Annotated in this window: 11 protein-coding genes; 5 read left to right on the forward strand and 6 right to left on the reverse strand. The window is 70.8% G+C overall.

Translation table 11 applies throughout. The annotated features are described in order from the left end of the window. Window positions 1-73 precede the first annotated feature (73 nt). Both KK087_RS06600 and KK087_RS06605 read right to left on the reverse strand, forming a co-directional pair. Window positions 74-1,384 carry an MATE family efflux transporter gene (locus KK087_RS06600; protein WP_214564648.1) on the reverse strand — a complete coding sequence of 437 codons (1,311 nt, stop codon included), beginning with the start codon at window positions 1,382-1,384 and terminating at the stop codon, window positions 74-76. A 182-nt stretch (window positions 1,385-1,566) separates the two neighbouring features. Further along, on the reverse strand, window positions 1,567-2,904 hold the full coding sequence (locus tag KK087_RS06605) for a uracil-xanthine permease family protein (protein ID WP_214564600.1): 1,338 nt from the start codon (window positions 2,902-2,904) through the stop codon (window positions 1,567-1,569). Between the two features lie 81 nt (window positions 2,905-2,985). On the opposite strand from KK087_RS06605, the gene KK087_RS06610 reads away from it, so the two are divergent. Both KK087_RS06610 and KK087_RS06615 read left to right on the forward strand, forming a co-directional pair. Continuing rightward, window positions 2,986-4,950: a M13 family metallopeptidase gene (locus KK087_RS06610; RefSeq protein WP_214531313.1), complete on the forward strand. Its 1,965-nt coding sequence runs from the start codon at window positions 2,986-2,988 to the stop codon at window positions 4,948-4,950. Then, window positions 4,950-5,888: a serine hydrolase gene (locus tag KK087_RS06615; protein WP_214564601.1), complete on the forward strand. Its 939-nt coding sequence runs from the start codon at window positions 4,950-4,952 to the stop codon at window positions 5,886-5,888. The genes KK087_RS06610 and KK087_RS06615 overlap by 1 nt, the downstream gene beginning before the upstream one ends. A gap of 100 nt (window positions 5,889-5,988) precedes the next feature. On the opposite strand, the gene KK087_RS17865 is transcribed toward KK087_RS06615, so the two are convergent. Continuing rightward, window positions 5,989-7,425 carry a helix-turn-helix transcriptional regulator gene (locus KK087_RS17865; RefSeq protein WP_214564602.1) on the reverse strand — a complete coding sequence of 479 codons (1,437 nt, stop codon included), beginning with the start codon at window positions 7,423-7,425 and terminating at the stop codon, window positions 5,989-5,991. Between the two features lie 542 nt (window positions 7,426-7,967). Here KK087_RS17865 and KK087_RS06625 point away from each other — a divergent pair. Continuing rightward, complete coding sequence (locus KK087_RS06625; RefSeq protein WP_307860006.1) at window positions 7,968-10,472, forward strand: DUF7927 domain-containing protein; 2,505 nt, start codon at window positions 7,968-7,970, stop codon at window positions 10,470-10,472. Then, window positions 10,465-11,097 (forward strand): class F sortase, encoded by a 633-nt coding sequence (locus tag KK087_RS06630; RefSeq protein WP_214564604.1) that lies wholly within the window; start codon window positions 10,465-10,467, stop codon window positions 11,095-11,097. The genes KK087_RS06625 and KK087_RS06630 overlap by 8 nt, the downstream gene beginning before the upstream one ends. Window positions 11,098-11,592: 495 nt before the next feature. Here KK087_RS06630 and KK087_RS06635 read toward each other — a convergent pair whose 3' ends face one another. Then, on the reverse strand, window positions 11,593-12,864 hold the full coding sequence (locus tag KK087_RS06635) for an SGNH/GDSL hydrolase family protein (RefSeq protein ID WP_214564605.1): 1,272 nt from the start codon (window positions 12,862-12,864) through the stop codon (window positions 11,593-11,595). 190 nt (window positions 12,865-13,054) lie between these two features. Beyond that, window positions 13,055-13,741 (reverse strand): DUF4232 domain-containing protein, encoded by a 687-nt coding sequence (locus KK087_RS06640; protein WP_214564606.1) that lies wholly within the window; start codon window positions 13,739-13,741, stop codon window positions 13,055-13,057. 99 nt (window positions 13,742-13,840) lie between these two features. Between KK087_RS06640 and KK087_RS06645 the strand changes: the two genes are divergently transcribed. After that, a complete protein-coding gene (locus KK087_RS06645) occupies window positions 13,841-14,116 on the forward strand; it encodes a hypothetical protein (protein WP_214543747.1) in 276 nt (91 codons plus the stop codon). A gap of 89 nt (window positions 14,117-14,205) precedes the next feature. Here KK087_RS06645 and KK087_RS06650 read toward each other — a convergent pair whose 3' ends face one another. Next, window positions 14,206-14,604, reverse strand: coding sequence for an NUDIX hydrolase (locus KK087_RS06650; RefSeq protein WP_214564607.1), 399 nt, complete (start codon window positions 14,602-14,604; stop codon window positions 14,206-14,208). Window positions 14,605-14,629: the final 25 nt, after the last annotated feature.

Below are 14,629 nucleotides of genomic sequence, written 5' to 3' on the forward strand. Positions count from 1 at the left end.
GCCACCGAGGACGACGGGCCCGCAAGCTCAGCAGAAGAGGCCGACGAAGCAGGCCCAGCAGGAGACGCCCCGCTCACCGCGCCAGCGCCTGTTCCACCCAGCCGCGCCGGTGCGCTCGCACCCCGAGCGTCACCGCCCGGACCCCGATGTAGCCGAGGGCGAAGGCCGCCCACAACCCCGCGAGCGTCCCACCGGCCCACCAGAGCAGCGGCAGGTACACGACGAGGTTCAGGCCGCCGGCGATGGCCAGGTACCGCGCGTCCCCGGCGCCGATCAGCACCCCGTCGAGCACGAAGACGTACCCGGCGACGGGCATCCCGACGGCGATGAGCACCAGCACGACGGGCAGGGCGTCCCGCACCGCCTGCGAGTCCGAGAACACCGGCCCGAGCACTCCGCTCACCGCCAGGGTCAGCACCCCGAGCACCACACCACCGGCGATCCCGAGCAGCACGAGCCGTCGCGTCACCAGTCGCACCCGCTCCGGGTCACGCCCGCCGAGTCCGTGCCCGACGAGCGCCTGCCCGGCGATCGCCAGGGCGTCGAGTGCGAACGCCAGCGTCGAGAAGACGGTCAGCCCGACCTGCGTCGTCGCCAGCCCGGTGGTCCCCAGCCCGGCGGCGGCCCCGACGGTCGCGAGCATCGCGATCCGCAGCGACGCGGTCCGCAGGAACAGCCAGGCCCCCGACCGCAGGGCCCGGGCGACGCCCGAGGCGCCGGGTCGCAGCGGCGCCCCCGACGACCGAGCGGCCCGCACCGCGATGCGCACGTAGACGACGGCCATCGCCCACTGCACGATGACGGTGCCGGCGGCGGATCCCTCGACGCCCCAGCCGGCGCCGTAGATCAGGAGCGCGTTCAGCAGCCCGTTCGCGACGAACCCGACGGTCGCGACGACGAGCGGGGTCTTCGTGTCCTGCAGCCCACGCAGCAGCCCGGTCGAGGCGGTCACGACCAGGATGCCGGGCAGCCCGATCAGCGAGATGGTCAGGTACGCGGTCGCGGCGGCCGACACCTCGGCCGAGGCGCCGAACAGGTTGACGAGCGGTCCGGCGAGCGGCCACCCGACCAGCGCCAGCACCACCCCCAGCACGAGCGCGAGCCACATCCCGTCGATGCCGGCGTGCACGGCTCCGCGACGGTCGCCACCGCCGAGCGCCCGTGCCACGGCCGGGGTCGTCGAGTACGCCAGGAACACCAGCAGCCCGGTCACCGTCGACAGCACGGCACTCGCGAGCCCGACAGCCGCCAGCGGCGTCGCCCCGAGGTGCCCGACGAGCGCGGTGTCGGTCAGCAGGAACAGCGGCTCGACCACGAGCGCTCCGAGCGCCGGCACCGCCAGCCGCACGATGTCGCGGTCGACCGCGCGCCGCTCAGCGGTCACAGCGGGTCGCGTCGGTCGGTGCACCGACCCATTCTGTCGGCGATGCCGACCCGTCGTCGTCGCCGGGCGGGGTGGGCGTGACCCCGTGACGGACTGGAGGCCCGTGGCGGCGCCGCCACGGGCCTCCAGTCCGGTGGTCCAACGTCGTCAGGCCGGACGCGCGTTCCGGCCGACCACTCGCGTCAGTCGGCGCGCGGTTCTGCAGGGACGGCGCCGGTGGCGGCGTGTGCGGAGTCGGCGACCTCGGTCGAGGGCTCGTCGGTGCCGCGGGCCCGGCCGATGACGTCCATCACGTGGTAGACGACGATCGCGGCGATCGTGCCCACGATGATGCCGCCGAAGCTCGCCTGGCCGAAGCGGAAGGTGAAGTCCGCGATGCCGATGATCAGGGCGATGCCGGCGGTCAGCTGGTTCTTCGGCTTCGAGAAGTCGACGCGGTTCTCGACCCAGATCCGGATGCCGATGACGCCGATCAGGCCGTAGAGAGCGGTGGTTGCGCCGCCGAGCACGCCGGCGGGGACGGAGGAGATGACGGCGCCGATCTTCGGCGACAGGCCGAGCAGGACGGCCGCGATCGCGGCGACCCAGTAGGCGGCGGTCGAGAAGACACGCGTGGCGGCCATGACGCCGATGTTCTCTCCGTAGGTGGTCGTGGCGGAGCCGCCGCCGACACCGGCAAGGACGGTCGAGATGCCGTCGGCGAAGAGCGCGCGACCGGTGAGCGGCGTGAGGTCACGGCCGGTCAGCTGCCCGACGCCCTTGACGTGGCCGACGTTCTCAGCGACCAGTGCCAGCACGACCGGCACGAACGCCAGGTAGATCGCGAGCTGCGAGGGGTCGAACGCGGGAGCGGTGAACTCCGGCAGGCCGATCCACGGCTTGTCGCCGACCTTGGAGAAGTCGACCTGACCGCCGATGAGCGCGGCGACGTAGCCGACGAGCACACCGATGACGATCGACAGACGGCCGATCAGGCCCTTGAACAGGACCGTGACCAGGATGATCGCCGCCAGGGTGATGAGCGCGATGACCGGGGCCGCCGTGAAGTTGTCGCGGGCTGCCGGAGCCAGGTTGAAGCCGATCAGGGCGACGATCGCGCCGGAGACCACCGGGGGCATCAGCCGGTCGATCCACCCGGCGCCGGCCAGGTGCACGACGAGCCCGACGATCGCGAGCAGGGCACCGACGACGATGATGCCGGACAGGGCGAGCGGGATGCCGCCGATCTTGGTCGCCGCACCGATCGGGGCGATGAACGCGAACGACGAACCGAGGTAGCTCGGCAGGCGGTTGCCCGTGATGAGCAGGAACAGGATCGTGCCGATGCCGCTGAACAGCAGGGTCGTCGACGGCGGGAACCCGGTCAGCAGCGGCACCAGGAACGTGGCGCCGAACATCGCGACGACGTGCTGCACGCCGAGGCCGATCGTCCGGGGCCAGGTGAGCCGTTCGTCCGGTGCCACGATCGTCGTCGCGGAGACGGTCTTGCCGTCTCCGTGCAGCTTCCACGGAAGTCCCATGCGATGACCGTACCGGCAGCCGTCCACAGCAGGCGACCCGGATCGACCTGCCCCATGGGGTCGGTGGCTATCGTGGACCGCATGACCGACGTCGCACGTGCCTCCGGCATCCACACTGACGAACTCGACCCCGCGGTGCGCCCCCAGGACGACCTGTACCGCCACGTGAACGGGACCTGGATCGAGGCGACGCCGATCCCCGACGACAAGGCCCGGTACGGCTCCTTCACGGTGCTGGCCGAAGCCGCCGAGATCGCCGTGCGCGACATCATCGAGCGCTCGCAGCAGGCCGCCCCCGGCACCGAGGAGCGCAAGGTCGGTGACCTCTTCACCTCGTTCACCGACGAAGCGCGGCTCGAGGAGCTCGGCACCGCACCGATCGAGCACCTGCTCGCCGAGATCACCGAGATCCAGTCCACGCGAGAGGTCATCGCTGCCGTCGGCCGCTTCGAGCGCCTCGGCCTGCCGAGCTTCCTGCAGCTCTTCGTCGACAACGACCCGGGCGACCCCGAGTCCTACGTCGTGTTCCTCGAGCAGTCCGGCCTCGGGCTGCCCGACGAGTCGTACTACCGCGAAGAGCGCTTCGCCGACATCCGCGAGAAGTACCGCGAGTTCGTCGCGGCGATGTTCCCGCTCGCCGGCCTCGACGACGGCGGTGCCCGCACCGAGCACGTCATCGCGCTCGAGACGGCGCTCGCCGCGAAGCACTGGGACAACGTCACCACCCGTGACAGCCAGAAGACCTACAACAAGCTGCCGTGGGCCGAGGTCGCCGCGCTCGCGAAGGGTGTCGACCTGCAGCTCTGGTGGCAGGCCATCGACGCCCCGGCCGGCGCCTTCGAGACCGTCGTGGTGCGCGAGCCCTCGTTCATCACCGGCCTGGCCGACCTGCTGAACGACCAGCCGCTCGAGGTCTGGAAGGACTGGCTGCGCTGGCAGGTCATCCGTGGCTCCGCCGCCTACCTGACGAGCGCGTTCTCGGCCACGAACTTCTCGTTCTACGGCACCGCGCTGACCGGTGCGCCCAAGCAGCGTGAGCGCTGGAAGCGCGGCGTCTCGCTGGTCGAGGGTGCGATGGGCGAGGCCGTCGGGCGCATCTACGTGCAGGAGCACTTCGACGAGACCTCGAAGGCCAAGATGGACGACCTCGTCGCCAACCTGGTCGAGGCGTACCGGCAGAGCATCACCGCGCTCGACTGGATGACCGACGAGACCCGTGCCCGTGCGCTCGACAAGCTCGACAAGTTCACGCCGAAGATCGGCTACCCGGTGAAGTGGCGCGACTACTCGGCACTGCCCGTCCGAGCCGACGACCTGGTCGCCAACGTCCGCGCCGTCGCCTCGTTCCAGGTCGACCGCGAGCTCGGCAAGATCGGCAAGCCGATCGACCGCGACGAGTGGTTCATGACCCCGCAGACGATCAACGCGTACTACAACCCCGGCTTCAACGAGATCGTGTTCCCGGCAGCCATCCTGCAGTTCCCGTTCTTCGACGCGAACCGCGACGCCGCCGCGAACTACGGCGCGATCGGTGCCGTCATCGGGCACGAGATCGGCCACGGCTTCGACGACCAGGGCTCGCAGTACGACGGTGACGGCAAGCTCGAGAACTGGTGGACCGAGGCCGACCGCGCCGCGTTCGAGGAGCGCACGAAGGCCCTCATCGCCCAGTACGACGCCCTGGTGCCGACCGAGGTGCCCGACAGCCACGTGAACGGTGCCCTGACGATCGGCGAGAACATCGGTGACCTCGGTGGCCTGTCGATCGCGTGGAAGGCCTACCTGCTGTCGCTCGACGGCCAGGAGCCCCCGGTCGTCGACGGACTGACCGGTGCCGAGCGCTTCTTCCTGAGCTGGGCACAGGCCTGGCGCATGGCGATCCGCCCGGAAGAGGCGGCTCGTCTGCTGAGCATCGACCCGCACTCGCCCAACGAGTTCCGCTGCAACCAGGTGGTCCGCAACATCGACGTCTGGTACGACACCTTCGGCGTGACCGAGCAGGACGCGATGTACCTCGACCCCGCCGAGCGCGTCGCCATCTGGTGATGACGGAGCCGGACGCGGCCCGGTCGTCGCGCCGCCGGCGACCGGACGACCGCCCAGCAGGAGGCGGCCGTGGTCGTGGGCGGCACAGCGGCCGGTCCGACGACCGCTTCACCGCCACCACGGAGGCCCTCGGTGCGCTCGCGATCGAGGGCGCCGGGGTCAGTGCCTCGGTGATCGACACCTCCAGCGGCAAGGCCCTGCTCGGGATCGACGACACCCTGGTGCAGCCGGTCGCGAGCCTGGGCCGCGTCCTGCTGCTCATCGAGGTCGCCGCCCAGCTCGAGGACGGCCGCCTGCACGGTGACCGGCTGCAGCGGATGGCCCGGGACACCGCGACCGGCGCCGGCCTGTGGCAGTTCCTGCAGGAGCCGACCATGCAGGTGCCCGACCTGGCGACCCTGGTCGGGGCCACCGCCGACGCCTGGGCCATGAACGCGCTGCTGACCACGGTGGGCATCGACGCCGTCAGGGAGCGTGCGGAGTCCCTGGGCATCGAGCGCACGGCGTTGATCGACCGGGTGCGGGACCGACGCGGGCCGGACGACGCCCCCGACGCCTCCGTCGCACCGACGGGGGAGCTGTCGTGGGTGATGCGCGGGCTGGCGCTCGGCGAGGTCGTCGACGAGGCGGTGTCGAACCGGGTGCTCGGCTGGCTGTCCCTGGCGAGTGACCTCACCCTGGTCGCCGGGTCGTTCGGGCTCGACCCCCTGGCGCACCGTTCGCTCGACCACGGGTTGCAGGTCGTCGCGGTCACCGGGTCGAGCACGGGCGTGCGGGCCGAAGCGGGGATCCTGCGGGGGCCCGGGTCGTCGGTCAGCTACGCGGTCACGGTGACGTTCGACGACGCCTCGTTGCAGCGGCGGTTGGCCGTGGTCGAGGCGCTGCGGACCATGGGGACCGAGGTGCTCGAGGCCGTGCACGCGCCTGCGCGGCGCTGACGGCGCTGACGGCGCTGGCCGGTCGCCGCTGGCCGGTCGTCGCTCGTTGCTCGTCGCTCGTTGCTCGCCGTTCGCCGCTCGCCGCTCGGGAGCTTGGACGCTACGGGCGGCTGATGCCCGCGCGGTGCGCGATCTCGGCGGCTTCGCGGCGGGAGTTGATGTTGAGCTTCCGGTACATCCGGTGTGCGATGGTCTTGACCGTGTTCACGCTGATGAACAGCTGCTCGGCGATGCTGTCGAACGACGCCGGCGTTGCGAGGAGCCCGAGGACCTCCCGTTCTCGTCTGGTGAGGGAACTGAGCGCGATGCCGAGCACGGCCGGTTCTGCTCGGTGCTCGGCGGGGATGTCCCGACCGATCGCGGTGGCGAGGTCGTGGAGCGCCTGCGGCGGCAAGATCCGGTACGGGGTGCTCATCCCCTCGTGCTCGAGGATCGCGTGGGCACGGCGGAAGTAGCCCTCGGCTGCACCACGTTGATCGAGGGCCAGTGCCGCCATCGCGGACAGCAGGAGTCCGTTGCCACGGACGCGCGGCACGGTCGCGTCGCCGGCCGGTTCGCGGCTGATCTCGAGGGCCTCCCGGAACGCGCCACTCGCAAGCGCCTCGACAGCGTCCAGGAGTCGGTCGAACACCGTCGTCGTCCTCGGCGTGCTGCCGCGCGGAGCGACGCCGATCGTGAGGCGGGTGGCGCGGAGGTAGCGGGCGTCGACCGGACTCAGACGCGTGCTGCCGTGGCGCTCCACCTCGCCCGCGAGTTCCGTCTCCACCTGGGTGATCTCCGCCGCGGACAGTGCGTGCAACGCGCGGAGCCAGAGGGCACCGGCCCAGTACTCCCCGGCGGGGTAGGCCCGAGCGCGCGCGAGCTCGACCCCGGCGCCGGCGCGGTCCCCCTGCTCCAGGAGGACCAGGGCCGCGGCGAGGTGCGTGGTGGCTTCGTAGCGAGGGTTCGGCTCACCGGCGGCGCGGGCCCGTTCCACCCAGTCCGCCGCGAGGTTGACGCGCCCGCGTTCGCCGTGGTGCCAGGCGAGGTGGCCTGCTGCGCGGCGTGCGATCTGCGGCTGCTCCGTGACGAGTGCTAGATGGTGTGCTTCTTCGTACTCGTAGGCGGCGCCGTCGGTGTCCGACACCTCGAGTGAACGTCCCCACTGCACGAAGAGGTGCGGCAGGTTCCGTTTCGCTGCCTCGACGTCGGCCGATCGTGCTCCGTCGTGGAGCGCCTGATCGATCAGGCGTCGCCCCTGCTTCGCAGCCTCGCGGCTGACGCCGACGTCGCCCTCCGTGCGTGCACGGGCAGCGGCTCCGGTGAGCAGGATGAGCTGCTCGGCCAGCGACTCCGATCCGGACGTGTGGAACGCCGAGAACCTCCGGTCGTGGTCGAAGCGGTGCGGGGCCGTGTCGGCGGCGACCTGACGGAGGTAGTTGGCGCCGACCACCAGCCCCGAGTTCGACAGCAACACGTCCCCGGGCAACGCCGCGATCGCGGCGAGCAGATGCTGCGGGTGTGTCGTGGCGTAGCGGTCCCAATGATCACCGATCACCGCTGCTGCGGCATCCCATCCCTCGCGCCGTCCGACGTACGTGACGACACGAGCGAGCTCACGTGACGGAACGGCATCATCAGCAGCAGCAAGTGGGTCCTGATCATCCGGCGCAGCCCCCGCGGGGTGCATGCTGCCTCCTCTGCAGTGGGGTGGATGCGTCGGGTCCGCATGAGGGCGCAGGTGCGTTCGATCGGTTCTACCGCACAGATGAGCCATCTCTCAAACAGCGGCAACGCGTTGCCAGAAGAGCACCCCCCGAACGGGGGTGGTGTCGGGCGCGAGGGATGACTTCGGGGGATGACAGTCGAGTCCTGCTCTCGGAGAACGCTCAGCCCGTCTGTTGACTGAGCGCAACCATCGCTCGTCTCGGTCCCGCAGCGGGGCTGCATCTCCTAGGGGAAGACTCTGTGTCCGTAACTGACACCCTTCGACGCCGGCGCAACGGTGCGCCTCCGAGCAGGACCGGCGCTGGCTCGCTGCCGGCCTTGCGCTCCCGTGGCCTGCGTGTCGCAGCCTCTGCTGGCGTCCTCGCGTTGACGGTGTCGACGCTCGCCGCAACGTCGTTGCTCGCCGGCCCTGCTGCTCCGGCCCAGGCGGCACCGGGGAACCCGGGCACCCCGTCGGATCCGACGACGGTGTACACGGAGGACTTCCAGAACGTCCCCGGCACGAGCCCGGTGCAGACGCTCACGGACTACACGGGCACGAGCGGACAGAAGTACACGGCGAACGACGCGTGGCTGACCTACTGCAACGGTCTCGTCGCGTCGACGTCGCAGTCCCCGACCGACGCGGGCGCGGTCGCGGCATGCGGGAACGAGAGCAACGGGGCGAACGGCCAGGTGAACTGGAACCGCACCCAGCAGCTCTCCTACGCGCTCGGCCTCTACCGGGGCGGGACCCCCGCAGCCGGCAACAGCAACTACGCCGACTCGGCCTACACGGCCAACAACCCGGGCGCCGGCCTGGTCGAGTTCGAGACGGCCACCAACATCCCGTTCGCGGCGAGCAACCGCTTCATCACCTTCAGCGCCGACGTCGCCGCGATCAACTGTGCCGTGTCCGCGCCCCAGCTGCAGTTCCAGCTCCTCAACGACGCAGGCGTGGCGACGAACGTCGGCACGCAGGTCAACGCGTGCACCTCGACCGACGTCGTGAACGTCCCCGCGGTCGGAGCGGTGCAGGCGCTGACGGCCAACGTGGGCACGACGAGTGCGAACAGCGCGCTCCTGTTCTCGGGGACCTCGATCGGTGTCCGGATGCTGAACAACAACGGCTCCGGTGCCGGGAACGATCACGCGATCGACAACATCCGGATCCTCGACGTCACCCCGCAGCTGGACAAGCAGTTCAGCCCCGCCCGCGTCGAGACCGGCGGTACCTCGACGCTGACGTTCACCGTCACGAACACGAGCGAGCTCGGCTCGAAGGCCGGTTGGACGTTCACGGACGACCTGCCGGACGGCCTCACGCTGGCGAACTCGACGGTGGGCGGCACGTGTGACGCGGACACCGCGGCAACGGCTGGTGCGACGTCGGTCGCGATCACCGACGGCAACCTCGCTGCGGGGGAGACCTCCTGCACGATCACGGTGCAGGTCACTGCAGCTGCAGCCGGCAGCTACACCAACGGCCCGGACAACATCACTCCGAACGGACTCGTCCCGCCGGCCGACACCACCGTCACCTTCACGGACCCGTCCTACACGGTCGCGAAGACCGCTGACGTCGCCTCGGCGCACCCCGGTGACACCGTCACCTACTCGGTCGTGGTGACCAACACCGGCGAGTGGGCGTACACCGCCGACGCGCCGGCTCCCTTCACGCAGGCATCGTTCACCGATGACCTGTCCGAGGTCCTCGACGACGCCACCTACGTCGACGACTCCGCAACGCAGGGCGCCGTCGTCGACGGGGACACCTTGTCCTGGGCCGGTGACCTGGGCGTCGGTGAGTCGAAGACCATCACGTACGCGGTCACGGTGAACAACCCCGACACGGGCGACGAGGTGCTCGAGAACACGGTCACCACCCCGCCGAACACCGGCGGCACCTGCGCAGCCGACGGATCGTGCGGTACGAACACACCCGTGCAGTCGTACAGCGTGGCGAAGACCTCGGCAGCAGCGGGCATCGTCCACGCCGGCAGCACCGTGTCCTACACCGTCACCGTGACCAACACGGGCGTCGTGGACTACACGGACGCGGCACCTGCATCATTCACCGACGACCTCTCCGAGGTCCTCGACGACGCCGCCTACAACGGCGACGCGTCCGAGGGTGCCACCGTGGACGGCGACACCCTGTCCTGGTCCGGCCCGCTGCAGGTCGGCGAATCGGTCGACATCACCTACTCGGTGACCGTCGGCACTCCGGATGCCGGTGACGGCTCGATCGAGAACGCGGTGACCGTCCCCACGGGCAACGGTGGCGGCTGCGCCACCGAGGGCGGGTGCCGGACGACGGATCTCGTCGGTGCGTTCACCGTCCAGAAGACGTCCGACAAGGCCGAGGTGGGCCCCGGCGGCGTGGTGCACTACGAGGTGACGGTGACGAACACCGGCAAGGTCGACTACACGACGACGGACCCGGCCTCGTTCACGGACGACCTGTCGAAGGTCACCGACGACGCCACCTACAACCGCGACGCGTCCTCCGGCGCCACGGTGCGGGGCGACACCCTCTCGTGGGCAGGTGCGCTCGCGCAGGGCAAGAGCGTCACGGTGGCGTACTCGTTCACGGTGAACAGCCCCGACACCGGTGACCGCGAGCTCACCAACGTCGTCGACGCCGGCGAAGGCGGATCCTGCGCGACCGCGGGCGGCTGCACCACGAACACCACGGTGGACGTCCCGCCGACGCTCGTCACTCCGATCGGCGACCCGGCTGCCCCGGCCGGTCCTTCGGTGGCCACCGGTGGGACCGTCGTCTCCCCGGCTCCGGTGTGGCCGTGGATCGGCTCCGGCATCGTGGCACTGGCCGGCATGGTCACGCTCGGCGTGATGGTGCTCCGTCGTCGTCAGGACACGACCGCCGGTGACTGACACCGTCCAGGGTGGGCGGCGTCGACGGTGGGTGTTCCTCGTCGTCGGCGCCGCCACCGCGCTCGCCCTCACGGGCAGCATCGTCGGCTACGTCGCCACCCGGTCCGGGCCCGTCGACCTGCAGGGCAACCGGGTGCAGGCGGAAGACGTCCCAGCCGCGGCTGCCCCGGCGTCCGCGGTGCCGGACGCCGGAGGACAGTTCGTCGTGAAGTCCGTCGGTCTCGACGTGCCCCTCGGTGCTCTGAACGCCGTCGACGGGACGGTTGAGCCTCCCGGGTTCACCTCCGCGTACAGGATCCGCAACGAAGGCGTCCCGACGAAGGCCGCGGCGAAGGGGACCGTGTTCGTGGTCATGCACTCACTCCGCAACGGCGGTGTCGCGCCCGGTAACGCCCTGATCGACGTCGAGCACCAGACGGCGAAGGTCGGCAGGGGGACGAAGATCCAGGTCGACGGGGTCACGTACGCCGTCACCGGGTCGCAGGCCATCGAGAAGGCCGCCCTGTCGAAGTCGTCCACGATCTGGGCCGACACCCCGAACCGACTCGTCATCATCACCTGCCTCCAACGACCGCAGGGTGGGCCGTCGGTCGACAACCTGGTCATCCAGGCCGTCAGGGCCTGAAGGACCCCAAGACCCTGCTCGCCGACCGGGGGGCGGCGGGGAGGGGCCGGGACGACACCTCCCGGCCGACAAGAAGGCGTGGGGCTGCCGTCCCCGAGCGGCAGTCCCACGACTTCGATCCGCTACCCTGCGCGACCGGGGGCCGGCGACCGGCGAGTCGCGCCGATGGGTCCCTTGACGCCCGGACCGATCCGGACGAGCATCGCTGCTGGCGACGCGTGGGGGCCCAGCGTCGCCTCGCACACGATGACGTGTGAAGTGAGCGCCGTCGTGTTGACCCGAATCCCCACGACGGCGCTCCCTGGCGTGCCCGTACCCTCGGTCACTCCAGGACATGCAGCGGGTGATGCCTCTGCTGCATGGTGATCCGGGGAGTATCGCTCGCGTGCCTGGGGGTCTCGTCCGTGCAGACGGTTCGCGGCGCCCCCAAAACGGGGCCCCCACTCCGCGGCTGTCGAGCCCCGCCCGCGATCACCACGCGGACGGGACCGCAGCTCAGGCCGGCGTCGACGTCAGGTAGGCGTAGAGGATCGCCGCGATGACGTCGTAGCCCGTGTCGTTCGGGTGGATCCCGTCGTACATGTACGTGTTGCCCGCCGTGCCGGTCTGCCCGAAGTACGGCGGTACGTAGGCACCGAGATCGAAGAAGCCGATCGCGACGCCCGGGTTCGCGGACCGGAACGTGGTCACCGCCTGCTGCTGAGCGGTGCGGTACTTCGCCCACTCGGTGGTCGACGCCTTTCCCAGCTGGAACGGCATGATCACGAGCAGCGCCGAACCCGGGCTCCGGTCGTGCACGAGGTCCAGGTAGTTGACCGTCTGCTGCGTCAGGACCGCGGGGGTGACCACGCCGTAGTCGTTCGTCCCCCACATCGACGTGATCAGGTCGGGGGAGAAGCGACGGAGCGCGTCCGCCCAGGTGTCGTTGCCGTTGGCGGCCGAGGACGCGAGGGAGAAGCCCTCGGTCCGCGAGGTCGACTGCGACGCCTCGAGGACGTGGAACCCGCCGCCCTCGTCGCCGTCGAAGAGCTGCCAGCCCTCGACGAAGGGCTCGCCGCTCTGCCACGTCACCGTCACGGTGCGGGTCGCGGAGGCCGACCGCGGGCTGGTCCAGGTCTGCTCACCGCTGGACACCGCGGGCAGGGTGACCCTGGTGCCGTCGATGGTGACCGAGATCGCGTCACGGTTGCTCGTCGCCCGCCACGACAGCACGAACGACGTGAAGGCCTGCGTGAACGAGGCGGACCGGACGCTGGTGCCGGTCAGTGCGACGGCGCGTCGGCCGAGCCCGGACTTCGTGCTCCGGGCACCGGCGTAGGTGGCGGAGCGGAGGTCGATCGCGGCGCCGTTCGCGCCCGTGTACGAGACGTAGGTCACCGTGGTCGGAGGCTTGTCGACCGTGGCGTACTGCGAGCGAGCGGGGACGTAGTCGAGTCCGCCGGGCGCCTGCCCGGCACCGTTGCGGAGTCGTGCCCGCACCCGTGCCGGGTACCCCTTCTGCGGCGAGGCAGCGCCGAACGCCTCGGTGATGGAGTCGCCCGCCGTGACGATGGTCGCGGTGCCGGCGGCGACCTTGCGGAAGAACCCGGCGAGCGGGTCGTTGGCCGGGTACGTCAGCCCGGACGGGATGAACGGCTTGGTGGCTGCCGCGGACGCCGGTGACGCCGCTGCGCCGGCCAGGGCCGAGCCACCGATCGTGACGGCGGCGCCCTGCAGCAGACCCCGCCTCGAGATCCCTCGGCCGCTCTTCGAACTGTGATCCGTCATGTTTCCCCCAGGAGCATCGATGCGTGGTCACGGCACGAGCGTGCTCCCCGGTCCTGCCGACGTGCGGCGACCGGAGAAGACCCCCATCCCACGATGACCATAGGTCAGATCCGTCGCGAGCAACAGACCTGTCCACCCCCGAACGACGAGCGTGCCCCGCGCCCGACAACCGTCGTCGAACGTCCGACCGCTACGAGGTCGCCTGCCCCTCCGGCACGAACCCCTGCACGGACAGCAGCGAGGCGTCGGCGGACGCACACGCCTGGTAGTCGGTGTCCTTCACGAACAGGGACTGCTTCGACCCGGGCGGGTACACGCGGAAGCCGTCCGGGGTCTGCGGCGAGCAGTCGCCCGCCGAGTAGTTCTCGGCCCGGACGATCTTGAGCGGAGCGACGGCGGTCTTGCCGGGCGCCAGGGTGACGGTGGGGTGCGGCGAGCTCTTCTCCGCGACGGCGGCCGCACCGATCTGCTTGCCGGTGCCACCCCCGACGAACGAGACGCCGGGCCACCCCTGCACGGTGCAGGTCGTCGAACCAGTGTTCTCGAGCACCAGGTGCACGATGACGCTGCCGGCGGCGCCACCGCTGCCCGCCTCGATGCGTCCGGCGAGCGACGACACCGCGCACCGGTCGCCGGAAGCCTGGCCAGTGGCACCGGATCCGGCGGACGACCCAGAACCGGACCCGTCCGATGGTGCGGCCGAGGCGGACTCCTCCGACGACTGCGGTGTGGACGCCGACGCGGACGGCGACGGCGCGGGCGCCGTGACGGTCTCGGTGGCGGCGGGCTGCCCGTCCGAGGCGCACCCCGCCAGCGTCCCGACGGCGACGAGCCCGGTCACGACGAGCAGGAACTTCGATCGGCTGCTGCGTTGCATGGTGCACAGGCAACCACCGAACGCCGCATCCGGTTCGGTCGGCGTCCAGGGACCGCGGGCACACTCCGAGGCAAGCAACCCGAGCAGCGGAGGTCGGACATGACGGGCAAGCACGAACAGGCACGAGGCGACGAGGGACGTGCGGACGGGGTCGAGCCCCGCGCCGGAGCCTTCACGGACAGCGAGATCCCGGGCGAGGAGCACGTCGAGTCGACGGAGCCGGTCGGCGAGTTCGTCTCGAGCGACATCCCCGGCGAGACCCGTCCCGACGGAGCCGGACCCGACGGTGAGTACGTCGACTCGGACATCCCCGGCGAGGCCGAGCCGGCCCAGAACGGCGAGGTCGGGGAGTACACCGACACCGACAAGGTCTGACGAACCCGAGCGGAAGCGAGCCCGTACTCAAGGATGAGTACTCATCCTTGAGTACGGGCTCCTCTGTGTCGTCGCTCTGCGCCTGACGGTCAGTCGATCAGCGCCGCCGCCACCAGGCGGCGGAGCGTCTCCACGCCCGCAGGTGGGCAGCGGTCCGCGTCGGCCGAGGTGACCCACTCCACTTCGTCCACCTCCGCCGAGGCGACGGGCGTGGCGGAGTCCAGCGGGCCTCCAGGCCGGACCAGGAACAGCGTCATCGCGACCATGGTCCCCGGAGCCTGCCCGTGGGCGGGCTCGAGCACGACGCCGAACGGGTCGACGTCGGCTGCGGTGAGCTGCAGGCCGGTCTCCTCGTACGCCTCGCGGACGGCCGCTTCGACGTCGGTCTCGTGCGGCTCCGCCTTGCCCCCGGGCAGGTAGAGCACGTCGCGCGCCCGCGCGCGCACCATCAGGACACGTCGGTCACGCACCAGCAGCAGCGCACTCACGCGCAGCGTGGGTGGTTGCGGAGCG

It is taken from the genome of Curtobacterium aurantiacum (assembly GCF_018598555.1).
Taxonomy (GTDB): Bacteria; Actinomycetota; Actinomycetes; order Actinomycetales; family Microbacteriaceae; genus Curtobacterium; species Curtobacterium aurantiacum.

Bases quoted from the DNA above. Each gene is read 5' to 3' on its own strand.
- KK087_RS06605 (WP_214564600.1), bottom strand. From the start codon at position 2,904: ATGGGACTTCCGTGGAAGCTGCACGGAGACGGCAAGACCGTCTCCGCG.
- KK087_RS06610 (WP_214531313.1), top strand. From the start codon at position 2,986: ATGACCGACGTCGCACGTGCCTCCGGCATCCACACTGACGAACTCGAC.
- KK087_RS06615 (WP_214564601.1), top strand. From the start codon at position 4,950: ATGACGGAGCCGGACGCGGCCCGGTCGTCGCGCCGCCGGCGACCGGAC.
- KK087_RS06635 (WP_214564605.1), bottom strand. From the start codon at position 12,864: ATGACGGATCACAGTTCGAAGAGCGGCCGAGGGATCTCGAGGCGGGGT.
- KK087_RS06640 (WP_214564606.1), bottom strand. From the start codon at position 13,741: ATGCAACGCAGCAGCCGATCGAAGTTCCTGCTCGTCGTGACCGGGCTC.
- KK087_RS06645 (WP_214543747.1), top strand. From the start codon at position 13,841: ATGACGGGCAAGCACGAACAGGCACGAGGCGACGAGGGACGTGCGGAC.